The sequence below is a fragment of the Thermoleophilum album genome (assembly GCF_900108055.1).
Taxonomy (GTDB): Bacteria; Actinomycetota; Thermoleophilia; order Solirubrobacterales; family Thermoleophilaceae; genus Thermoleophilum; species Thermoleophilum album.
On the sequence record NZ_FNWJ01000001.1, the window covers coordinates 441,775 to 462,822 of the forward strand.

General features: G+C 68.9%; 23 protein-coding genes and 4 tRNA genes. 10 read left to right on the plus strand and 17 right to left on the minus strand.

Features of this window, described 5'->3' with window-relative positions; genetic code table 11:
• Positions 1 to 9: 9 nt before the first annotated feature.
• The 3 genes from BLW41_RS02090 to BLW41_RS02100 are packed head-to-tail and all read right to left on the minus strand — an operon-like array spanning position 10 to position 1,335.
• A complete protein-coding gene (locus BLW41_RS02090) occupies positions 10 to 378 on the minus strand; it encodes a DUF190 domain-containing protein (protein ID WP_093115784.1) in 369 nt (122 codons plus the stop codon).
• A 4-nt stretch (positions 379 to 382) separates the two neighbouring features.
• Positions 383 to 754 (minus strand): fluoride efflux transporter CrcB, encoded by a 372-nt coding sequence (gene crcB / locus BLW41_RS02095; RefSeq protein WP_245689038.1) that lies wholly within the window; start codon positions 752 to 754, stop codon positions 383 to 385.
• 50 nt (positions 755 to 804) lie between these two features.
• The gene (locus tag BLW41_RS02100) at positions 805 to 1,335 is read right to left on the minus strand and encodes a YqgE/AlgH family protein (protein WP_093115788.1); all 531 of its coding nucleotides are present in this window, start codon (positions 1,333 to 1,335) and stop codon (positions 805 to 807) included.
• Between the two features lie 152 nt (positions 1,336 to 1,487).
• Between BLW41_RS02100 and BLW41_RS02105 the strand changes: the two genes are divergently transcribed.
• Positions 1,488 to 1,724, plus strand: a complete 237-nt coding sequence (locus BLW41_RS02105; protein WP_093115790.1) for a DUF6812 domain-containing protein — start codon at positions 1,488 to 1,490, stop codon at positions 1,722 to 1,724.
• A 58-nt stretch (positions 1,725 to 1,782) separates the two neighbouring features.
• Here BLW41_RS02105 and BLW41_RS02110 read toward each other — a convergent pair.
• Together BLW41_RS02110 and BLW41_RS02115 are read right to left on the minus strand one after the other, a co-directional pair.
• Positions 1,783 to 1,872: transfer RNA gene (locus BLW41_RS02110), tRNA-Ser, on the minus strand.
• Positions 1,873 to 1,928: 56 nt separating this feature from the next.
• On the minus strand, positions 1,929 to 2,711 hold the full coding sequence (locus BLW41_RS02115; protein ID WP_093115792.1) for a gamma-glutamyl-gamma-aminobutyrate hydrolase family protein: 783 nt from the start codon (positions 2,709 to 2,711) through the stop codon (positions 1,929 to 1,931).
• A gap of 23 nt (positions 2,712 to 2,734) precedes the next feature.
• Here BLW41_RS02115 and BLW41_RS02120 point away from each other — a divergent pair, with 23 nt between their 5' ends.
• From BLW41_RS02120 to BLW41_RS02135, 4 genes are read left to right on the plus strand one after another with little or no spacing between them, the layout of a single operon-like run.
• Positions 2,735 to 2,956 carry a hypothetical protein gene (locus BLW41_RS02120; RefSeq protein WP_093115794.1) on the plus strand — a complete coding sequence of 74 codons (222 nt, stop codon included), beginning with the start codon at positions 2,735 to 2,737 and terminating at the stop codon, positions 2,954 to 2,956.
• Positions 2,957 to 2,962: 6 nt separating this feature from the next.
• Positions 2,963 to 3,790: a cytochrome c oxidase assembly protein gene (locus BLW41_RS02125; RefSeq protein WP_093115796.1), complete on the plus strand. Its 828-nt coding sequence runs from the start codon at positions 2,963 to 2,965 to the stop codon at positions 3,788 to 3,790.
• Between the two features lie 28 nt (positions 3,791 to 3,818).
• Positions 3,819 to 4,523 carry a DsbA family protein gene (locus tag BLW41_RS02130; protein WP_177169259.1) on the plus strand — a complete coding sequence of 235 codons (705 nt, stop codon included), beginning with the start codon at positions 3,819 to 3,821 and terminating at the stop codon, positions 4,521 to 4,523.
• A 10-nt stretch (positions 4,524 to 4,533) separates the two neighbouring features.
• The gene (locus BLW41_RS02135) at positions 4,534 to 4,992 is read left to right on the plus strand and encodes a vitamin K epoxide reductase family protein (RefSeq protein ID WP_093115800.1); all 459 of its coding nucleotides are present in this window, start codon (positions 4,534 to 4,536) and stop codon (positions 4,990 to 4,992) included.
• Here BLW41_RS02135 and BLW41_RS02140 read toward each other — a convergent pair.
• Together BLW41_RS02140 and BLW41_RS02145 are read right to left on the minus strand one after the other, a co-directional pair.
• Positions 4,937 to 5,713: a lipoprotein intramolecular transacylase Lit gene (locus BLW41_RS02140; RefSeq protein WP_177169260.1), complete on the minus strand. Its 777-nt coding sequence runs from the start codon at positions 5,711 to 5,713 to the stop codon at positions 4,937 to 4,939. The two genes, BLW41_RS02135 and BLW41_RS02140, sit on opposite strands and share 56 nt — an antisense overlap.
• Before the next feature lie 104 nt (positions 5,714 to 5,817).
• Positions 5,818 to 7,185 carry an FAD-binding oxidoreductase gene (locus BLW41_RS02145; protein WP_177169261.1) on the minus strand — a complete coding sequence of 456 codons (1,368 nt, stop codon included), beginning with the start codon at positions 7,183 to 7,185 and terminating at the stop codon, positions 5,818 to 5,820.
• A 629-nt stretch (positions 7,186 to 7,814) separates the two neighbouring features.
• On the opposite strand from BLW41_RS02145, the gene BLW41_RS02150 reads away from it, so the two are divergent.
• Positions 7,815 to 8,030 (plus strand): response regulator transcription factor, encoded by a 216-nt coding sequence (locus BLW41_RS02150; RefSeq protein ID WP_281231393.1) that lies wholly within the window; start codon positions 7,815 to 7,817, stop codon positions 8,028 to 8,030.
• Between the two features lie 186 nt (positions 8,031 to 8,216).
• On the opposite strand, the gene BLW41_RS02155 is transcribed toward BLW41_RS02150, so the two are convergent.
• Together BLW41_RS02155 and tadA are read right to left on the minus strand one after the other, a co-directional pair.
• Positions 8,217 to 8,305: transfer RNA gene (locus BLW41_RS02155), tRNA-Ser, on the minus strand.
• 41 nt (positions 8,306 to 8,346) lie between these two features.
• On the minus strand, positions 8,347 to 8,811 hold the full coding sequence (tadA, locus tag BLW41_RS02160; RefSeq protein ID WP_245689018.1) for a tRNA adenosine(34) deaminase TadA: 465 nt from the start codon (positions 8,809 to 8,811) through the stop codon (positions 8,347 to 8,349).
• Positions 8,812 to 9,186: 375 nt separating this feature from the next.
• Between tadA and BLW41_RS02165 the strand changes: the two genes are divergently transcribed.
• Positions 9,187 to 10,494 (plus strand): S8 family serine peptidase, encoded by a 1,308-nt coding sequence (locus tag BLW41_RS02165; protein WP_177169262.1) that lies wholly within the window; start codon positions 9,187 to 9,189, stop codon positions 10,492 to 10,494.
• 8 nt (positions 10,495 to 10,502) lie between these two features.
• Here the strand turns inward: BLW41_RS02165 and BLW41_RS02170 are convergent, their stop codons facing one another.
• Together BLW41_RS02170 and BLW41_RS02175 are read right to left on the minus strand one after the other, a co-directional pair.
• Positions 10,503 to 10,946: a universal stress protein gene (locus BLW41_RS02170; protein WP_093115811.1), complete on the minus strand. Its 444-nt coding sequence runs from the start codon at positions 10,944 to 10,946 to the stop codon at positions 10,503 to 10,505.
• 59 nt (positions 10,947 to 11,005) lie between these two features.
• Complete coding sequence (locus BLW41_RS02175) at positions 11,006 to 12,259, minus strand: AI-2E family transporter (protein WP_093115813.1); 1,254 nt, start codon at positions 12,257 to 12,259, stop codon at positions 11,006 to 11,008.
• 30 nt (positions 12,260 to 12,289) lie between these two features.
• On the opposite strand from BLW41_RS02175, the gene BLW41_RS02180 reads away from it, so the two are divergent.
• Positions 12,290 to 13,021, plus strand: coding sequence for a lysophospholipid acyltransferase family protein (locus BLW41_RS02180; RefSeq protein WP_093115815.1), 732 nt, complete (start codon positions 12,290 to 12,292; stop codon positions 13,019 to 13,021).
• 50 nt (positions 13,022 to 13,071) lie between these two features.
• On the opposite strand, the gene BLW41_RS02185 is transcribed toward BLW41_RS02180, so the two are convergent.
• From BLW41_RS02185 to BLW41_RS02205, 5 genes are all read right to left on the minus strand, one after another.
• Positions 13,072 to 13,144, minus strand: a tRNA-Arg gene (locus BLW41_RS02185).
• 57 nt (positions 13,145 to 13,201) lie between these two features.
• Entirely contained in the window at positions 13,202 to 14,452 is a 1,251-nt protein-coding gene (gene speD, locus BLW41_RS02190) for an adenosylmethionine decarboxylase (protein WP_093115817.1), read from the minus strand.
• A 3-nt stretch (positions 14,453 to 14,455) separates the two neighbouring features.
• Entirely contained in the window at positions 14,456 to 15,439 is a 984-nt protein-coding gene (locus tag BLW41_RS02195; RefSeq protein WP_093115819.1) for a bis-aminopropyl spermidine synthase family protein, read from the minus strand.
• A gap of 108 nt (positions 15,440 to 15,547) precedes the next feature.
• A complete protein-coding gene (locus BLW41_RS02200) occupies positions 15,548 to 16,483 on the minus strand; it encodes a VOC family protein (RefSeq protein ID WP_093115821.1) in 936 nt (311 codons plus the stop codon).
• Positions 16,484 to 16,546: 63 nt separating this feature from the next.
• Positions 16,547 to 16,619: transfer RNA gene (locus tag BLW41_RS02205), tRNA-Arg, on the minus strand.
• 76 nt (positions 16,620 to 16,695) lie between these two features.
• Between BLW41_RS02205 and BLW41_RS02210 the strand changes: the two genes are divergently transcribed.
• Positions 16,696 to 17,496 (plus strand): MerR family transcriptional regulator, encoded by an 801-nt coding sequence (locus tag BLW41_RS02210; RefSeq protein WP_218138194.1) that lies wholly within the window; start codon positions 16,696 to 16,698, stop codon positions 17,494 to 17,496.
• Positions 17,497 to 17,616: 120 nt separating this feature from the next.
• On the opposite strand, the gene BLW41_RS02215 is transcribed toward BLW41_RS02210, so the two are convergent.
• Positions 17,617 to 18,879 (minus strand): acyl-CoA dehydrogenase family protein, encoded by a 1,263-nt coding sequence (locus BLW41_RS02215; protein ID WP_093115823.1) that lies wholly within the window; start codon positions 18,877 to 18,879, stop codon positions 17,617 to 17,619.
• A 220-nt stretch (positions 18,880 to 19,099) separates the two neighbouring features.
• Between BLW41_RS02215 and BLW41_RS02220 the strand changes: the two genes are divergently transcribed.
• Entirely contained in the window at positions 19,100 to 21,046 is a 1,947-nt protein-coding gene (locus tag BLW41_RS02220) for a hypothetical protein (RefSeq protein ID WP_177169263.1), read from the plus strand.
• Positions 21,047 to 21,048 lie beyond the last annotated feature (2 nt).

Here is a 21,048-nt window from a genome sequence, read left to right on the forward strand (position 1 = left end):
CCAGCGGCTTCAGCGTTGGTCGGTCTCGGGTGAGCGCTGACCGTCGTTGCCGCTTCGGTAGGCGATGACCTCAACGCGCTCGAGCGTCACCAGCCCCTCCTCGACCATCTCGTCCAAGATCGGTAGCACGGCATCGATTCGCTGCTCGCTGTCGACCACCTCGATGACGATCGGCAAGTCCTCCGACAGCCGCAGCAAGCGGTAGGTGTGCAGCCGACTGTGCGCCCCGAAACCTTCGATTCCGCGTAGAACCGTCGCCCCCGCGAGCCCGTGCTCGCGGAGCGTCTCGACGATCACTTGGTAGAGCGGCTTGCCCCCGCGACGGTCGGACTCGCCGATGAAGATGCGCAGCAGCTTCCCGGGTCCTTCGATTCGCATCCGCTCACACCACCCTTCCGACCCCGACCCCGAGCGCCGCCGCTAGCAGCCCGAGCGCGAGCGACAAGGCGACGTTCAAGAGCGCTTCGCCCACCGCGCCGCTCTCGAGCATCCTCAAGGTCTCGTAAGTGAACGTAGAGAAGGTCGTGAACGCCCCAAGAAAGCCGATTCCGAGAGCTATCCGCCACTCCGCGGGTAGCACCATGCGGTTGGTCGTGAGCTCCACCAGCGCACCCAGGGCGAACGAACCGGCGATGTTGACCACCAGCGTGCCCCAAGGGAACTGTCCAGCCGTGGCCCGCGAAACGGCGCCGTCGACCGCGTAGCGGGCGACGGCGCCAAGGGCTCCGAAGGCCGCCACCGCCAGATAGCGCATCACGCCCGCGCAGCCTAGCCCTCGAGCGCCAGCTGGCGCCCCGCCACGGCTCAGTTGAGCGCGGGGTCCGAGGGCATCGTGGCGAGCAGGGCGTAGGGGCCGCCCTTGCGCCTCAGTACTACGCGCCAAAGGTCGCCGTCCAAGAACGGGTCCTCCGGGCTTGCGGCCTCGACAATCCAAGCCTCTTGCTCGAGCTCACGCTCGAGCTGACCCGGCGCCCAGCCCGCGTAGCCGGCGTAGACCCGGATCCGCGCCAGGCTCGTGGGCGGCCGCTCCGGATCGAGCACCCCGAGCGTTCCCACCACGATCGAGCTCGCTTCCTCGGGATCGCCAAACTCGCCGAGGGCGATCACAGCCGTTGGCTGCACCGGGCCCCCGATGAACAGCTGTTCGTCGCCAAAGCCGAGCTCCGCAAGCGCCGGGACCGCATCCGCGACGCGGACATCGGAGGGTCGATTGAGGATCACGCCGAGCGCGCCCTCAGCGCCGTGCTCGACCACCAGCACCACCGACCGCCGGAAGTAGTCCTGCAGAACGGGGGCGGCGATCAGTAGCTTGCCCCTCAGCGACTGCCCGCCCATACCACGAGTGATAGCCGAGGCCGTGCGAGCAGCGCCGCTAAGTCCAGTGACCCTCGCGAAGCAGCTACCGTCCGTGCTCGAGCCGCCACGGGCCAAGGCTCCGGCAGCGTCCAGGCGACGTCGAGATGGATCGTCGAACCGAGAGAGTGCGTGTGGAAACCGACCGCTTCCGAATCGTCGGGGAACTCAGTCTGCCGGAACAGGGTTACGGCAGCCGCCTATCGGACCATGTCAACCGGCGCGAGGTCGACTTCCTGGTGCTGCGCCACGCAAAGGTCACCGCGCTCGCGGGCGAAGCGACCGGCGACGAATGGACCACGCCGGTGGTTCTGGTCGGTCTGCGGCACGCCCGGCTGATCATCCCCGACCCGGATCGGACCGACCCCTGATCGCTTGGTCGGGCCGACCCCTAGTCACCGGCGTTCCCGCGGTGACCTGTCGCCTGAGCGGAGAGGGTGGGATTCGAACCCACGAGGCGGCTTGTGGCCGCCCACGCGATTTCCAGTCGCGCACCTTAAGCCACTCGGTCACCTCTCCGGACGGGCCCAAGCGTAGCCCGAGCAGCGCCCGCACCAGTCCTCGCTGACGGGGTCTTAGACGCCCTCGCTGAAGGCGCCCTCGGCGGCCGCGGCGCGCTCCGCCAGGCGCGCTCTTGCCCGCTCGACGAGCTCGCGAAGCAGCGGTGAGAACGGTCGCTCTTCCTCGGTGTGCCATTGCACGCCGCAGACGAAGTCGCGCTCCGGAACCTCGATCGCCTCCACGATCCCGTCGGGGAGCGAGCGCCCGACCGCGACCAACCCATCGCCGAGCTCGTCGACCGCCTGGTGGTGGTGCGAGTGGACGACGATGCGCTCGGCGCCGATCGTCCGCGCGACGAGCGAGCCGGCGACGAGCTCGACCTCGTGCGAGCCGTAGGTGCCGAGCTCGGGCAGGTGGCGCTCGTCGCCGACCACGTCCGGCACGTGCTGGATCAGCGTCCCTCCGAGGGCGACGTTCAGCACCTGTACGCCGCGGCAGATCCCGAGCACCGGCAGGTCGGCCTCGACCGCGGCGTAGCAGAGCGCGAGCTCGAAGCGGTCGCGCTCGCCGTCACCGGTGATCGTCGCCTGGTGTGGCCGGGCACCGTAGCTTGCCGGGTCGAGGTCGAGCCCGCCCGTCAGCACGAGGCCGTCGAGGTGCTCCAGGAGGTACTCCGGCGCCAGCGCCGACTCGTCGTCGGGCGGCAGCAGGATCGGCATTCCGCCGGCGTCGCGCACCTGATCGATGTAGGTACGCGCAACAACGGCGGCCTCGGCCTGCCAGACGCTCCAGCGGGCGCGCTCGATCGCCCCCGTGATGCCGATGATCGGTCGTCTGCCGGCGGTATGGCGAGTCATCGTCGCTAGATTGGCTGATTGGCGTGGTAGTCGGGTCGCTGATCGTAATCGGCCACTTCGGCCATTGGTACATCTCGCTTCCCGTGTACCTCGGCCCGGCACTCGCCATCGTGCTCTGGCTGTGGCTCGGTGACCGACGGGAACGCTCGCGTGCCGCCAGCGCTGCGCCTGTAAACGACGACAGTGCGAGCGACGAGCTAGCACGAGCGAGCGGGCCCGGCGCCCCGCCCGAGCCCGGACGCTGAGCGACGATGCCAGAGCCGGGGGGCGTCGTCGTCGTAGCCTCGACGGTGGCGCTTTTTGTCATCGGCTACCGGCGCGCACGGGCGCGCGGGCTCGCTCCCGGTGTCGCCCGAGCGCTCGTTGCCGGACCTGCGGTCGGGGCATTAGCGCTGGCGCTGCTCTCGCCCCTCGACAGCCTCGCCCACCGATCGATCGCCGCACATATGGCACAGCACGTGCTGCTTGCCGACATCGCAGTGCCGCTGTTGCTGATCGCCTTCCGAGCCCCGATCGGCGCCCTCGCCGCACCACCGACGCTCGTTGCCGGCTTCGGTCGTGCACGGCGACTGCGTCGCGCAATGGCTTGGCTGGTGCGCCCGACGCACGCTGTCCCGATCTACGCGCTGGTCTTGCTCGGCTGGCATCTCGGACCGGCCTTCGAGGCGGCGCTTCACTGGCCGCTCTTACACGCGCTACAGCATCAGTCGTTCGTGGTTGCGAGCGTTTTGGTCTGGTGGCCGATCATCGAGCCTGTCCGTCGACGGCCGCGCCACGCGCTTTGGAAACTGCCGTATCTCTTCGCCGCTCGCTTCGCCGGCATGGCGTTGGCGATGGGCATCGCGGCGATGCGCAGCCCGCTCTACTCCGGCGCCTATGGGCTTGGTGAGCGGTGGCCCGGTCTCGACCCGCTCAGCGATCAACGGCTCGGTGCGGCGCTCATGTTTTCGACTGACGTAGTCGTGCTGGGGGTCGGCCTGACGCTCCTCTTTTTCGCGGCGGCGCGGGCGGACCAGGGGGGCGGCGAGACGCCGCGGATGGCGCGGCCCTCCAGTCGTGAGCTCGGACGCGCCCTGTAGTTTCTTCGCCCTTGTCCCGGAAGGTCTCGTGAATTCGTCCCGCAAAACTCGGTTCGTAGCGGTCGTTGCGGCTGCGGCGGTCCTGGCCGGGGTCGCGATCGCGGCGAGCTTGCTTGGTAGCGAGCGCAGCTCGCCCTCGGGGTCTGGCGTCACCGGCGCCCGCGAGGTGCGCTCACTTTTGCAGGGAATCCTGCAGTCAGGTTACGCGCTCGGTGATCCACGCGCGCCCGCGACAGTCGTCGAGTTCGTGGACCTCCAATGCCCCTTTTGCGCACGCCTCGCCAGCGAAGCACTGCCCGACCTGATCCGCCGCGAGGTGCGCAGCGGTCGGCTGCGCCTCGAGCTGCGCGTACTTGCGTTCATCGGTCCCGACTCCGAGCGGGCCGCGCGCTTCGCCGCGGGCGCTGCGCGCCAGTACAAGGTCTGGCAGTTCACCGAGCTCTTTTTCCGCAATCAGGGACGCGAGAACTCGGGCTACGTGACCGATAACTTCCTGCGGCGGATCGGCGCCGCCATCCCCGGCTTCGACGTCGATCGGGCGCTGGCGTTCGCCCAGCGTCCAGAGGCAGAAGACGACCTCGAGCGCGCGCGACTGGCGGCCGGGCGATTGCGCGTGAGCTCAACGCCGACGCTGTTCTTGGTGCCGCGCGGGGGTCAGCCGCGCAAGCTCGAGTTGTCGGATCTCACGGCATCCGCGCTGAGGGAGGCTATCCGCGCTGCAGCCGTCCGCTAGGGCTGCGGCGATGGCCGGCCCGTTTGCGAGTAACAACCGCGATCGGCAACTGCGGGCCGCAGCGATCTTGCTCGCCCTGCTGGGGGCGGGGATCGCCGGCTACCTCACTTACGTCCATTACGCCGGTACCGCGCCCGTGTGTGTCGCCGGCGGGGGCGCTTGCGAGCGTGTTCAGACGTCTCGCTACGCGGAATTGGCGGGGGTGCCGGTGGCCCTGCTCGGCCTTGTCGCCTACCTGATGATCTTGGTGACCACGATCGCCCGCCACCCGTTGGCGGTTTCGATCGCAGCGATGGTGGCGGCCGCGGGCTTTGCCTTCAGCGTCTACCTAACGTTCATCGAGCTCTTCGTGATCCGCGCGATCTGTCAGTGGTGTGTGGCGAGCGCCCTCACGATGACAGCGCTCGCGGTCGTCACGGCGTGTCGCGTGATCGTCGGCGGCGAGGTGTTGGTCGAAGAGGAGCGCTGAAACGGGCGGGCACCCGGGGCGACAGGTGCCCGCGCTGAGCGCGGCTCGGGCGCACCGCCGAGAAGCGAGCGATCGCGACGATCGAAGCCGCAGAGCCGACGACCAATGTCGCTGCAGCGATCGCCGCGACGCGCCAGAACGACTCCGGGAACAGCCGTATCAGCGTGGAATCGCTGGCGAAGCGCCAGTTCCCTTGAGGGAACAGGAGCGCGTGAAAAGCTTCGAATAGGGGACCGAAGGCGAGGACCGCAAGCAGCGCGAGCGAAGCGGCGAAGACCAACGCGCCTGTTGCGCCTAGGCGAACGCAGCGCAGGAGTGCCGTGCGGTCACCGCGCAGCGTGTAAGCGCCGACGACAGCAGCCATCGCGGCGGCGGCGAGGGTCGCCCAGGCGGCTCGCAGCACCGTGCGCACGTCGCGCAAGTGCGCCCGTTCGTCCTCGCTCAACGCGAGTCCCGCGCTCGCGCGCGGATCGAGGGTGAAGTCGCCACCGTCGTAGAGATCACCGACGATCGCCGCGCTTGCGCGCTCGACCGCGAACTCGGGTACGCCGAGCGGATCCACGCCGACCAGATCTTGGAGAGCCGCGACCGACGCGGGGGCCACGAGCAGGAGCGGACCGGCCAACACGAGAGCGACACCAACGCCGCCCGAAAGCGCGAGCTGCGCCCCCCGCCGGCGACCGGCGGTTCCCGTTGCGTGTTCGCAGCGCCTGACCCCCACCCCCGACAAGTCTGACCGACCGCGCTCCGGCGGTGCGCTGGCAGACGGATCTCCGCACCCCGCCCCCGAGCAAGCGGTGATCGTGGTCAGAGCCCGGAGCGCGATCAGACCGGCTCACCCACCGTCGCCGGCGGGATGTAGTGGTTGCCGCGGAACAGCTCGCCGGGGTCGTAGGCCGCCTTCACCATGCGCAGACGGGCCCAGGTCTCGGGATCGAAGAACGCGCTTGCGTCGGCCGGCCGGGTGACGAAGTTCCCGTACTCGCCGCACACGTGCCGTGCGACGGCCCGGTCGACCGCGCGCAGGTAGCGGTCCGCGGTCGCCGCCGACTCGGCGTCGGACGGCACGCCCAGGGCCAACAGGCAGTAGTTGCCAGGCAGCGTGGCGCGCGCACCGGCGTGCGGCGCTAGCCGCGCCATCGCCTCGCCCATCTGCCGCAGCTGGACCAAGGCCAGCGGCGATCCCGAGTCCGGGCCGACGGCCGCGAGCAGCTCCGCGATGGGGACCTCGTTGAGCAGCGCGGAGGTCAGGGCGAGTGGCAGCGGCATCGGCGGGTCCATCGCCAGGTCGCCCAGCGCCGCCGGTGGAACTAGCGCGAAGGTGTCGATCACTGGCCCGAGCTGCCGGACGGCGCCCAGCAGCTCCCGGCCGTCTTGCTCATCGCCCAGGTAGGCGCCCAGCACGACGGCGAAGGAGCCGCCGCGAACGGGTTCGGGCACGAACGGGAGGTCGGGGAACTGGAACAGCGAGCACCAGGTCATCAGCTCCTCGGGCGCCGATGGCGCCAGCTCAGTCCAGGCGCGCAGCACCTCCTCCGCCCGCTCGAACGGGAAGAACAGCGCGCCCGCGTACAGCTCCTCCACGGGGTAGGCGCGGAACTCGATAGCTGTGACGACCCCGTAGTTGCCGTTCCCGCCCCGCAACGCCCAGAACAGGTCCGGCTCGTCTGCGGCGTCGACGCGTCGCAGTGCCCCGTCGGCGGTGACGACCTCGATAGCGGTGACGCTCGAGGCCTGAAGACCGTACTTGCGGCTGAGCCACCCCATGCCGCCGCCGAGCGAGTAGCCGGCCACGCCGACCTCGGGCGACGACCCATGCAGAACAGCGAGCCCGTGCTCGGAGAGGACAGGGGTGACGCGCCCCCACTTGACGCCGGCACCGGTGCGCACGCGCTGGCCGCCCGGGTCGATCGCGAGCTCCTGCAGACGGCGGACGTCCACGAGCATCGTGTCGTCGAGCGCCGCGCCGAAGGCCTCCGCGTTGTGGCCGGTCGCCTGGGGCGCCACTCGCAGCCCGCGCTCGCGTGCATACTCGATCGCCACGGCAACCTCTGCGGCGTTGCGCGGCAGGGCGATCCCCGCCGGCCGCAGATCGAACGCGAGGTTGAAGACCTGGCGCGTGGCGTCCCAGTCCGGGTCCGACGGACCGACGATCTTGACGGCTGTGGTGCTGGGTGTGCTGATGATCGACATGACAGCGATCCTCGCCCGCCACAACCGTTCCGAACATCCCGCGAGTTGAGGATCCTTGCCGCGTTCGACCCCCTCATCTGCGGGGGTGACAACCCGCGTGCGCGGGTGTCGCTTCGCTGGCATGATGCTCGCGTCGCCGGAGCGCGCGCTCGAGGGGATCGAGCGCCTGGTCGACGGCGGCCTCACCGCCCAGGATCTGCTCGAGCAGGCGGCGGAGCGAATCGCGCGCGTCGTGCCGGCCGACGGGCAGTTCTTCGCGGCGACCGACCCGTCGACCACGCTGCCCATGGGGCCGGGGCTGCTGCGGAACCTACCCGTCGAGCTCTGCCGGGTCCACTGGAACTACGAGTTCCTCGTCCCCGACTACTTGAAGTTCGGCGATATCGCTTGGAGCACGCGACCAGTGGCGGACCTGCACGACGCGACCGGCGGACGCCCCGAGCGCTCGGCGCGGTGGCGGGAGGTCAGCCTCTATACGGGCTTTCGCGCGGAGGTGCGCATGGTCTTCGCCGTAGACGGCGCCGTGTGGGGAGTCGGCCAGCTCGACCGGCTGAGCCAGCCGCGCTTCTCCGACGAGGAGAAGGCTTGGCTCGAGCGCGTCGCGCCGGTGCTCGCGCGCGGCCTACGGGCTGACGCGCCGCGAAGTCGACGTCGCCCGGCGCATCGCCCGCGGGATGACCACCTCGAAAATCGCCAGCGACTTGCATCTGTCCCCGCACACCGTGCGCGACCACGTGAAGACGATCTTCGCGAAGATGGGCGTCGGCAGCCGTGGCGAGCTCGTCGCCAAGGTGTTCGCCGACAACTACGCCGAGCCCGACCGACGGTACCGGCCTGGGGACTGAGGACCGTCTTTGCGAAGCGCTCGGGCGTGCGCCTCGCCGAATACCTCCCCGCGCATCCCGTTCCAGCACGTCATCTCGCCGCGCGCGCAAAACCGCGGCGAACGCCAGCGCAAGCTTGGGCTCGTCGGACTTCCGACGCGCGGCGCCGCGCGGTGGGCTTGCTGACGCCGCGCTTCAGTTTGGAGGCGGAGGGGGAGGGATTCGAACCCTCGAGGGACCTATCGGCCCCTAACGGTTTTCGAGACCGCCCCGTTCAGCCACTCCGGCACCCCTCCGGGAGTGAGCACGCCGGCGGGCGTGCGGGCGCCGGCGAAGGCTAGCGCCGCGCACGGAAAAAGGCGCGCAGCAGCTCGCCACACTCGTCGGCCAAGAGGCCACCCGCAACCTCTGGCCGGTGGTTGAGACGGCGCTCGCCAGTCACATCGAGCACGCTGCCACAAGCGCCTGCTTTGGGATCGGGGGCGCCGTAAACGACACGCGGCACCCGCGCCAGCACGATCGCACCGGCGCACATCGCGCACGGCTCGAGCGTGACGTACAGCACGGTCTCCAGCAGTCGCCAGGAGCGCAGCTTCCGAGCCGCTTCTCGCAGCGCCAGGATCTCCGCATGCGCGGTCGGATCTTGGCGCAGTTCGCGCTCGTTTCGGCCCGCTCCGATCACCTCTCCCCGGTGCACGATCACACAACCAATCGGCACGTCGTCGTGAGCCGGCGCGCGCTCCGCCTCGCGGAGCGCGAGCCGCATGAAGTACTCGTCGCGGGGAAAGAAGCGATCGCTCAACTTCGTTTACCGGACTCCGCGCCGGCGCCGCAAAGCGCGCCGGCGATGCTCGGAACTACAGCAACCAGCCGACCGCCACAACCACCGCCGGTGAGCGGTGTTTCTCTCTGTGCCGAACAAGCCAGGATGGTCGTGGACAAAGCTGAGCGGGAGAACCGTCTGCGACACCTGGGATGGCTTGCGAAAGAACGGGAAACGTTGATCGGGAAGAGCTTGGCAGGCGGCGCAGCGCGCGGATCGCGCGGTGCGGAGGCAGACACTCGCGCGACACGAGCAGCGGGCTCGCGAGCAGCGTGCTCCCTTGCAGCGCTTGCGGCGTGCGCCCTCGCCGGCTTCTTCGGGCAGAGCTCGCAGGCAGCGCCTAGTCATAAACCGGTGCTACGGGTGGCGCTGCGGGAGGCGATCGAGTCGGCCCCTTGGGCGCGCGCCGAAGTGATCGTCCGCTGGCGGGCGAGCGTCGCGCCGCGCCTGCGATCGGCACTGCTGCGGGGAGTTCGGGCCCGAGTGATCGATCGTGGCGCCGACGGCAGCGCGTTGCTTCGGCTACGCAACGCTTCCGAGGCCGCGAGCGCGGCGGTCCGACTCGAAGCCAGCGGTGCGGTGCGTTGGGCAACCCCCAACTATCGAGCGCACGCCAGCTTCGTGCCGAACGACCCTGCCTTCAGCCGCCAGTGGCACCTATCGAGAGCGCGCGGCATCGATGCACCGGCCGCCTGGGACCTAGCGAGCCAACGCGGAGCTCCCGGCGGCGCGGGCGTAACAGTCGCGGTCGTGGACACCGGTGTCGCCTACGGCAACTACCGGCGCTGCAGATGTCGTCGGGCGCCCGATCTCGGAACGATCGTCCGCGGCTACGACTTCGTCGACGACGACCGCTACCCGTACGACTTCAACGGCCATGGCACGCACGTCGCCGAGACGATCGTCGAGCGCACCAACAATGAGCGCGCAGGAGCGGGCATCGCCTATCGGGCGAAAGTCATGCCGGTGCGGGTCCTGGACGATCTCGGCGGGGGTACGGCGTGGACGGTTGCTGAAGGCGTGCGCTACGCGGTGCGCCACGGCGCGCGCATCATCAACCTGAGCGTCACGCTCGATGAGCGCGACCGGCGCGAGGGCGGGATAGGGGAGCTGCAATCGGCCCTCGCGGAGGCGGAGCGCAGGGGCGTGCTGGTCGTGGCCGCCGCGGGCAACGATGGCCGGCCGACGGTTTCGCTGCCCGCGCGGCAACCGACGGTCCTGGCGGTCGGCGCGGTGACGTCGAACGGTTGTCTCGCCGCCTTCTCCAACTACGGCAAGCGACTGGACCTCGTCGCGCCTGGGGGTGGCTCCGATTCGCGACCCGGGAAAAACAGCTGGGACGCCGCCCACTGTCGGGCGGGACGGGCCGGCCTCGACATCTTCCAGGAGACGTTCCTGGTGCCTGGTCGCTTCGACCGCTTCGGCTTGCCCGCTGGTTACAACGGCACCTCGATGGCAGCAGCCCAGGTCTCGGCCGTGGCCGCGCTGGTCATCGCGGCAGGCGTGCTCGGTCCCGAGCCGCGACCAGCGGCGCTGCGCGACTGGCTCCGGCGAACCGCCACTGACATCGGCGCCCGCGGCCGCGATGCCCGCTACGGGGCAGGTCTGTTGAACGCCCGCGCTGCCCTAACCGCGCCGGAACCCGCCACCGGCGGACAGTAACCGGTGCTCTAGGTAGTGCGGATGATCAGCACGCTGCAGGGAGCGTGATGCGAAACCTTGTTCGGGACGCTTCCCAGCAAAAACCGCTTGGCGCCGGTCATGCCCTTGTTGCCGACGACGATGAGGTCCGCACCGACCTCCTCGGCAACGTCGAGGATGGCGTCCGCGGCATCGCCTTCGCGCGGGTGCAAGAACACCTCAGCGCCCTTCTGCTTGATCAGCGCCGCCGCATCATCGAGCACGGCGTTTACCTCCTCCCGGGGGTTGATCGCCCACTCGATGTCCTCCGGCGCCTGCTGGCGTTCAATGCGCAACCGCGACTCGGGGATCGGCTCGTAAGCGCTCACCACGTGCACGCTCGCGCCCAGCGCCGCGGCTAGCTCCGCGGCTTGACGGACCGCCTCTCGGGCGGTCGCGGACCCGTCGGTGCCGACGACCATCGTCTTGAACATCAGCCTCCTCTCCCCTGCGCCCCGAGCTGGCGAGGCAACCTCACGCAAGCGACGCCATCTTAAGCGCGGTGCCGTACGCTGCGCTCGTGCGGCTCCCCCGCTTCTGGCTCGTGATGCAGGTGCTGATCGTCATTTTCGTGACGATTGGCATCGTGATCGCGCTCACCAAGCTCTACTAGCGGTTCGCCAGCCGCCTTCGTAGTGGCCGCTGGCCACGGTTCAAAAACCATGTTGTCGCGCGCGTAGGCCGCCAGCTCGCGCAGCATCGCCGCGACCGGCAAGGCCACTAATGCGCCGGTGATGCCGTATAGGTGCCCTCCGAAGAGCAGCGCGAAGATGACAAGCAGAGGGTTGATGCGCAGGGCACGGCCAAACACGTTGGGGGCGACGACGTGACCTTCGAGCTGCTGCAGTGCGACGAAGGCAAGACCAACCCAAACCGCCGATAGCGGACTCTCGAGGAGCGCAACGACGATCGGCGGGATCGCTCCCAGTACCGGCCCGATAAACGGCAACAACTCCATGACACCGAAGAAGACGCCGAAGAAGACCGCGTAGTCGCGCCCGGCCGAGAACACGCCGAGGAAACCGAGCAACCACAACATGAGCGCGGCGCTCGCGCCCATGATCGTTGAAAAGGCGAGTTGGCCACCGATGTAACGCGCCACCGAGTGCTCGATGCGCGCGGGCAGATCGCGTTCGCGATCGCCGGGCTCCGCCGCCGGTAATAACCGCCGCACCTGGCCAGCGAAGCGCGGCCCGTAGATCAGCATGTAGATCGAGATCACGATCACCAAAACGAGCGAAAACAAGCCCTCGATGACGCGTTGGACGAGGTCGCGCGTGAACGTCACGAGCTCCCCGGACCGCGACGTTAGATCGCGCTCGAGGCGCGACAGCGCGCTCTCGCCACCGCGACTCAGATTGACCTTGATGCCCCGCTGGTCGAGCCAGTCCTGGGCTTCAGTGAGACCTCGTTCGGCGCTACGCACGTAGTTCGGGACGCTCTGTCGGAACGATTCGACCTGGCCCGCTACGGGATTCGCAAGCAGCGCGATGACGCCCGCCAGGAGCGCCACGAACGCTAAGTAGACGACCGCGATGGCGACCCCGCGGGGCAGCCGCGCCCGCTGAAATAAGCGCACCAGCGGGTTGAGGATCAAAGCCACTACCGCAGCGACCACGAACAGCAAGAGCACGCGACCGGCCGCGTTCGCCACCGCCCAAGCACCGATAACCAGGAGCGGCAAGCCGACCAGCTGTACCCAGCGGGGAACGACGATCACGTCCCGTGGCACTTGCCGACGCTCCATGGAACCTGTCCGGACGGTACTAGTAGTCGCGTGACCAATCGTGAGGCGCACGAATTCGCCCGCAAAAGGGGCGTCTCTCCGCTCCTGTACAGGATCGTGCGGGCACTCACGCTGGCCTTCATGCGGCTGTGGTTTCGTCTTGAGATCCAGGGCGCTGAGCACATCCCGAGACGCGGCGCCGCGATCATTTGCCCGAACCACAAGAGCTTCTGGGACGCCTTCTTCGTGGGCGCCGCGACCACCCGGCCACTGCGCTACATGGCTAAGACGGAGCTCATCGAGGGGCCGTTCGGATCCCTACTCGTGAGGCTCGGAGCATTCCCGGTCAAGCGCGGGCAGTCGGACCGCGAAGCGCTCCAAACGGCCCGACACCTGCTCGAGCAGGGCGAGCTGTTGGTGATCTTTCCGGAGGGCACGCGCGTTCGCGATCCGGAGCGCCTCGGCCAGCCCCACCGGGGCGCCGGCAGGTTGGCGATCGAAACCCAGGCGCCGATCGTCCCCGCTGCGATCGCCGGCAGCGACCATCTCTTCCTCGGGCCCCTGCCGAAGCCGCGCAAGGTGCGGGTCGCCTTCGGCCGGCCGCTACCGCCGCCGCCGGTTCCTGCAACACCGGACGCGGCCCGGGAGTTTGTGGACCGCGCCCTGTGGCCGCGCGTAGAGGTCGAGTATCGGCGCCTGCGCGAGCGGCGCGGATTGCTGGCGACGATCTTCGCGCTGCTGGGGCTAGGCGGCTACACGCTGCTTAGGAAGCGCCGTCGCTGACAGCCGCCCAGCCCAAAGCCGCGAGTCGGCGGCTGGTCGCGAACCTCAAGCGCGCCCGGGAGGATTCGAACCCCCGACCTTGCGGTCCGTAGCCGCACGCTCTATCCACTGAGCTACGGGCGCAGACAGGCCCAAGGGTACCGAGGACGGTCGGCTCGACGACCGCTGGAAGCCCCAGCGTCAGCGCCTAGCCGCAAGCGGCGATGTACCCATCAGCCCGGGTAGGCGCTCGCAGAGTCCCCGCGGCATCATGAACCAGGAGTGGTAGCGCGGCTCGTAGAGGCGCGTCTCCAGCTCCGGCTCGCGCCGCACGATCCACGGCTCCCAGCGGCGGGAGCCAATCGTGAAAGTCCACCACGCTCCGGGATATGAAGGCACGACTCCCCACGTGACCGACACCTCCTTGAAGTGTCGACCGATCGCCTCGTAGCACGCGCGCAGAGTCTCGGCATGCCACCACGCCGACTCGGTCTGCGCGCTCAACATTCCGCCGTCCGCGAGAGCGTCCTTGCAACGCGCGTAGAAGTCCTCCCCGAACAAGCGCTCGGCCGAGCCAATCGGATCGGGGACGTCGCAGAGGATCACGTCGGGACGGAAGTCGAGGTCAGCGAGGGTGTCGAAGGCGTCGCCGATGATCAGTTCGACGCGCGGATTGCCGAACGCTTCCTGGGCCACCTCGAAGTGCCTCTTCGCCAACTCGACGATCCCGCGATCGAGCTCGAGCACGGCGACCTTCTCAATCACCTCGTGCTTGAGGACCTCAGCGAGCGTGTGACCGTCGCCGCCGCCGACGATCGCCACCGTCCTCGGCTCCGGGTGCGCGTGCAGTGGCGGATGGGCTAGCAACTCGTGGTAGACGAACGCATCACGCTCGGTTAGTTGCACGATGTCGTCGATCGCGAGCACCCGACCGAGGCCGGGACTCTCGAAAACAGCCGCTGTCTGGTAGTCGGTGCGCACCGCCTCGAGCAGACGGCGCACCGGATAGACCGCGCGGATCGGCGACGCCGGCTCCCGCTCCTCGAACACCCAGACTCGGTCGTCGAGGTCGGCGCGCTCGGCCGCCCCATCTTCGCCGGTGACGGTCTCGGTCTCGGGATGCACGCCACGCTCGATCGTCCGCCGCTGCGTCCAGGCAGGCCGGTACGCCTCGAGCATCACATCGATCATCGCGTCGAGATCAGTGTCGCCACAGGTGAACACGTCGACGGCCGCGTAGCCGTGCTCGGGCCACGTGTGGAGAGCGAGGTGACTCTCGGCAATCACCGCGACGCCGGAGACCCCCCAGGGCGAAAAGCGGTGCACTTCAAGCCGGACCAGCGTCGCTCCGCCCGCCTCGACGGCGCGCCGCAGCGCAGTTCGCGCGAGCTCCTCATCGTCGAGACCTTGAGCACCCCAGAACTCGCAGAGAACTTGCCGTCCGAGAGCCATCTCTCACCCCCTTTCCTTGCTCGCGATTGCGAAATAGTGCTCGTCGGCGATTGGGTCGCCGGGAAGCGGCCGCGGGTTGCGCGGCACGAAGCCGTCCAGCGTCTCGAGCCGCCACAGTGCCGACCGGTACCACGGTGCCTTCGCCTTCCGCTCAAAGGCGACGTGCCCGAAAGCGCGCGCCTCCTCGAGCTGCGTCGGCCAGTTTTCGTAGAAGCCTTGCTCGGGCCGGATCTGACTGATGACCACCGGCTGGGCCGCGAGCCACGCCTGTAGCTCGCGCCACTTCTCGTAGTCGGACTCGACAAGCGTCACCCCGAAGTAGCCGGCGCGACCGGCGCCGGGCGCAAGGGCCGAGAGGCCGCGGCCGACGAACATGCGCAGACCGGCCCGCGTCTCTGAGGGATCGCAAACGAAGACGTCGTAGCGACCGCGGTGAGACCGCGGCAACGGTTTGCGCAGGTCGTGCGTGTAAACCTCGACGGGCAGCCGATGGCGCTCCGCCAGCTCCCCGATGAAGGCCGTGAGGCGCTCGTCAATCTCGAATACCGTGACCTTCGCCGGCGCTCCGCTCAGCCCAAGGGCGATCGAAAACAGGTCGTCATCGCCCATCACGGCGATGCGCACGCCCTCAAAGAGATCGCCCCACGCGGCGAGCTCGGCCACCCGGTCCATCAAGCTCTCGAGCGTCAGGTGGCCCTGATCGAAAGCATCGGTCGCCGCGGGACGCTCGGCGGCGAGCTTGCGATATCTGCGTGCAAGCGCTGCTAGAGCGCGGCCGTCGAAACGCACGAGACGCGGCGCACGCTCGCGTCCCTCCGCGGTCAGCGTCAGGCGCCCGGGCGCAGCTTCGACGAGCCCCCGCTCCTCGAGGTCGCGCAGCATCCCGACGAGCACCGGGAACGGTACGCGTGCCCGGCCCGCCAATTCCCACGGGTCGGCGGTCTCCGCGAGCAGCGCGAGCAGGCGTTCTTCGGGATGCAGCTTCACCTCCTTTCGCGACCGAGGATGCGGCGGCTTCCTGCCGCCCAAAGCGGGACGCCGTGACCAGCGCGGCGCGGCCGGCAGTGGCCGCGCCGGCCGAAGGTCTTCAAGGTACTAACTGCGCGTCCGCACCGTCCGCTCGGCACGCGGATCAGGCAACGGCGCAAGCGTCCGCTCGAGCTGCTCGCGCAGCGGCTCGAAGCGCGGTGGCAAGCTCAGCCGTTCGCCTAACCGCTCGGGCGGTTCGTCGACGGCGAACCCTGGCCCGATCGTCGCGATCTCGAACAGCACGCCGCTCGGTTCGCGGAAGTAGATCGAGCGGAAGTAGTGGCGATCGATGATCGGTGTCGCCCGCGCGCCGCCAGCGAGCGCACGCTCGCGCCAGACAGCGTGGTCCTCCGGGTGCGACGCGAAGGCGACGTGGTGGACGGTCCCCGCACCTGGCACCCCGGGCTCCCTAGGCGGCGGATCGTAGACGTAGAGCGCCGACCGCTCACTGCCAGCTACGCGCCACGCGTGCGATGAGACCGGCTCGAAGGCGAGCTGATCCTCGAGCAGCGAACGACTGCGCTCGGGATTCGAAGCGTACGCGCGCACGCCATCGAACCCCTGCAGCGCGAACTCCAGCGGGACGTCGGGAGCCCGAGCGCGCAACGGCCGCTCCGGCCCCTCGTAGACAACGAGCTCGTGCGCCAGCCCTTCGGGGTCAGCGAACCGCAGCTTGTCGCCGCGGCGCTCCGCAGGAAAACCTTCACGTTCGAGACGCTCGCCCCAGAAGTCGAGAGCGGCAAGCGAGCCGACTCTCCAAACCACCGTGTGCACCATCCCGTCGCCCGGCCGACCCAGCGGGGTTCCCGGATATTCGAAGAACGTGATGTCGGCTCCGGGGCTTCCCTCCTCGTCGCCGTAGAAGAGGTGGTACACGCTCGGGTCGTCTTGATTGACCGTGCGCTTGACCAGCCGCAAGCCGAGCGTGCCGACGTAGAAACGAACGTTGCGCGGTGCGTCGGCGCAGATCGCGGTGACGTGGTGTATCCCCTCGAGCCTCATCACTCCCTCCCCGTCGCCCGGGGGTCTGAATCCCCAGCCGGCCCTCGCCTTGACGGCCCGTAGTGCGCCCGGCAGGAGTCGAACCTGCGGCCTCCACCTCCGCAGGGTGGCGCTCTATCCGCTGAGCTACGGGCGCCTCGCAGGAGTCCGAGGCTAGCGCCCGCGGCAATGTCTTCATCATTTCATGTAACACCGTTCGGTACGCTTGTTGCGTGAAGCAAGCGAACGGCGCTTCCTCTGCCCGCAGCGATGTCGAAGAACAAGCGGAGCTGACGATCGATCAGCTCGCCCAGCGTACGGGCATGACCGTGCGCAACATCCGCGCCTACCAGTCGCGCGGGCTGCTGCCACCGCCGGAGGTCCGCGGCCGCACCGGCTACTACGGACCCGAACACGTCGCCCGTATCGAGCTGATCAAGGAGCTGCAGGCGGACGGCTTCAAACTCGACCACATCCGCCGCCTGCTAGACGGTGCCGCGGGGTCGAGTCACGAGGTCCTGCGCTTCACCCGCATGTTGAGAATGCCGTTCGGCGACGAGCGCACGGAAGTCGTGACCGTCGAGGATCTCGCCGCCCGCTGGCGCAGCCGCGATCCGTCCTTGCTCGAGCGGGCTATTCGCCTCGGACTGCTGCGACCGCTCGGCGACGGGCGCTACGAGGACCTCAGCCCGACCCTCTCGCGCGCCGGCCAGGAACTGGTCGAGATCGGCATCCCGATCGAGGAGGCATTGGCGACCCTCGAAGCGGTCAAGCGCCACGCGGACGCCATCGCCCGCAGCTTCGTCAAGTTGTTCCTCGAGCACATCTGGTTGCCGTTCGAGCGCGAGGGCACACCGGAGGAACGCTGGCCGGAGATCGCTGACGTGCTCGAACGGCTCCGTCCGCTCGCGCTGGAGTCGGTTATGGCGGTCTTCCGGCTGGCGATGACCGAAGCCACCGAGCGCGCCTTCGGGCGCGAGCTGCAGCGCTTCAGGCGGCGGCTGCGTGACGAAGAACGCCGAGCCCGCGCCTGAAACCCGAGGAGGTCCGGCCCTATAAGCGTTTAGGTGAACAACGCGTGGTGGGGCGCGCCGCCGGGCGCGCCCCACCCGCTTCCGCCGCTCGCACCTCGCGAACGGTCTAGCCCGAGATCGTCAGCGGATGTAGGTGCCCGAGATCGCGCGTGCGATCACGAGCCGCTGGATCTCGGAGGTCCCCTCGAAGATCGTGTAGACCTTGGCGTCGCGGTGCATCCGCTCGACGGGGTACTCGCGGGTGTACCCGTTGCCGCCGAGGATCTGCATCGCCCGCTCGGTCACCCATACGGCGACCTCGCCGGCCTTCAGCTTCGACATCGAGCCCTCGGCGTTCTGGAACTCCTTGCCGGTGCGCCCCATCCACGAAGCGCGCCACACCAGCAGGCGGGCACAGTCGATCTCCATCTTCATGTCCGCAAGCATGAAGGCGATCGCTTGGTTCTCGATGATCGGGCGACCGAACTGGACCCGCTGCTTCGCGTACTCCAGTGCGTACTCGTAGGCGGCGCGAGCGATCCCGACTGCCTGCGCGCCGACCGTCGGACGCGAAAGCTCGAAGGTGCGCATCGCCGCGTGCTGCTTCGCGCGCTTGCCTTCGCGGGCACGGGCGAGGCGCTCGTCGAGCTTCTCCTTGCCGCCTAGCAGACAGCGACCGGGGACGCGGCAGTCATCGAGGAACACCTCGGCCGTGTGCGAGGCCCGCAGACCGTGCTTCTTGAGCTTCTGGCCGGGTGTCAGACCCTTCGTGCCGGGCGGGATGATGAACGCCGCCTGGCCACGCGCTCCGAGTTCGGGCTCGACCGAGGCGACGACCACGTGCACGTTGGCGATCCCACCGTTAGTCGCCCAGGCCTTCTGCCCGTTCAGGACCCACTCGTCCTTGGCCTCGTCGTAGCGCGCTCGTGTGCGCAGTGACGAGACATCGGAGCCAGCATCCGGTTCGGAGACGCAGAAGGCGGCGACCTTCGGGTCGTCGGGCGTGCCATAGCACTGCGGGATCCATTCGGCCATCTGCTCCGGCGTACCCGAGGCGTAGATGCCGGCGACGGCGAGGGTCGTGCCCATGATCGCCATCGCGATCCCGGCATCACCCCAGAACAGCTCCTCGTTGACGATCGGGAGCATCAGACCCGTCGGGTCGGCGTAGAACTGCGCGAGCGCCTCGAACCCGTAAAGGCCGATCTTCGCGGCCTCCTGGATGATCGGCCACGGCGTCTCCTCGCGCTCGTCCCACTCGTGCGCCGCCGGCCGGATCACGTTCTCGGCGAAACCGTGGACCCAGTCGCGGATCTCGCGCTGCTCCTCAGACAGCTCCATCGAGAAAGGAGCGTCCGGTGCTTGCTTGGGAAGTGCGGATTCGATTGCGGCGGAAGCGTCCATGCGTTGATAGTACTACACATGCTGATGTAACATCAAGCACTGCAATATCTCGACGAAGGTCTTGCCGCTCACGAACAGCGGGCAAGTGCAAACGAAAGCGGTCGATGAACGACGGGCAACCGCAGGGGGTAAGGGTTCTGCGATGAAGCGAGGGCGGGCAACGCGAGGGCGGGAAACTTCGAAGACGGGTCGCGCGGGGGTGAAGACGGACCGCGCAAGGGTGGCCACGCTGCGCCGTGCGACCGCCGCTGCGGCGAGTGCACTGGCCGCTTGCTTGGCGCTAGCAGCACCCGCTTGGGGCGGCCCTGGCAGCGCCGCGCCGTCGGCTGGCGGCGCCGCGCTCGACCAGGTCGCGATCGCCACCAGCGCTGGCCTTTTGGTGACTGGCCTACTGCTCTGGCTCGGGCTACGGCACCGTAGTGGCCGCTCGCGAGCGCTCGAGCGAGCCGCCGAGTTCGCATCCCGCCTGACCGGCATGCCCGGTTTCGTTGCCTTGCCCGCAGCGATCAGCACGATCTCCCTTCAGGCGGCGGCGCTCGGGCTGTATTGGGACATCTCCCTGCACATCGACAACGGACGCGACCCGGGGCCGCTCGCCAACCCCTCGCACTACTTCATCCTCTTGGGGCTGCTTGGCGTCTTCGCCGCGGGCTGGCTCGCGATGGTTTTGCCGAAGGGGCGCCCCAGCCCGGCCGCGGTGCGCCTGGCAGGCGACTGGTGGGCACCGCTTGGGGGCATCCTGCTGGCAGCCTGCGGATCGTTCGCGCTGCTTGGCTTCCCACTAGACGACATCTCGCACCGACTGTTCGGTCAGGACGTCACCTTGTGGGGACCGACCCACTTGATGATGCTGGGCGGCGCGGCGATGAGCCTCGTCGCGATGCTGGTGCTCTTCACCGAGGGCCGACTGGCACTGCGCTCGGCCAGCGCGGCAGAGCCCCCGCCGGTGCGTGCCGGTCGCGTGCGTTTGACGGCCGAACGGCTGCGTCGGATCCGCTTGATCTTCACGAGCGGCGGCCTGCTGATCGGTCTGTCGATCTTCCAGGGCGAGTTCGACTTCGGCGTGCCGCAGTTCAACCAGCTCTTCCAGCCCGCGCTGATCGCCCTGGCGGCTGGCTGGGCGCTTCTGTGTGCGCGGCTGATCGGCGGCCGCGGTGCGTCGTTCGCGGCGGTCGGCCTGTACTTGCTCGTCCGCGGCGCCCTGTCGGCGATTGTCGGTGGCGTCTTCGGCGAGACACTCCCGCACTTCCCCCTTTATCTGGCGGAGGCAGCGGCGGTCGAACTCGCTGCGCTGGCCGTCGGCACCCGCCGTCCCTATCGCCTCGCGCTGGTGGCCGGCCTTTCGATCGGCACCGTCGGAACGGTGGCGGAGTACGGCTGGTCGCACGTCTGGATGCCACTCCCGTGGCCGGCGGCCGTGTTTCCCGAGGTCTTGGTGGTGGGCGTCGTCGGCGGTGTCGCCGGAGCGATCGTCGGTGCTTTCACCGCTTCCGGCGTGCGCCTCGATCCGCGCAACGTCGCGGCGCCGCGGCCGCTGGCCCTGGTCGTCGCGGCAGCGCTGGCGGTCGGTGGGCTCTTCGCCTACCTCGGGTCGACCACTGCACCGCGCAACGCACGTGTCCTGGGCACGATCGAGCAGACCACTGCCGGACCGACGCGCGAGGGCTACCTGACCGTGCGAGTCGTGCCAGCCTCTTTGGTGAAAGACCCCAACTGGTTCAACGTGACCTCGTGGCAAGGGCGCACCCACCTGCGTCTGACCCGGCTCGTACAGGTGGCACCGGGCATCTGGCGAAGCGAACGACCGGTACCGCTGAGCGGACACTGGAAGTCGATGATCCGCTTCCACCAGGGGCGCACGCTCGCCGCCGTCCCCGTCTATTTGCCGGCTGATCGAGCAATCCCTGCACCCGAGGTACCGGCGAGTGGGCGCTTCGACCGCGCCTTCGTACCCGACCGCCAGGTTCTGCAGCGCGAGCGCAAGCGCGACGTGCCGGGTTGGCTTTGGGGTACGGCCGGAGCGATCGTACTGATGCTTTCGAGCCTGCTGCTGGCGGCACTGGCCGGCGGACTCGTGCGGCTTTCGCGGGCCGAACTCCAGCGGGTGCAAAAGTCGGGCGCCAGCGCCAAGCCAGTGACCCCGACGGCAACCACTGTCAGCCGGTGAAG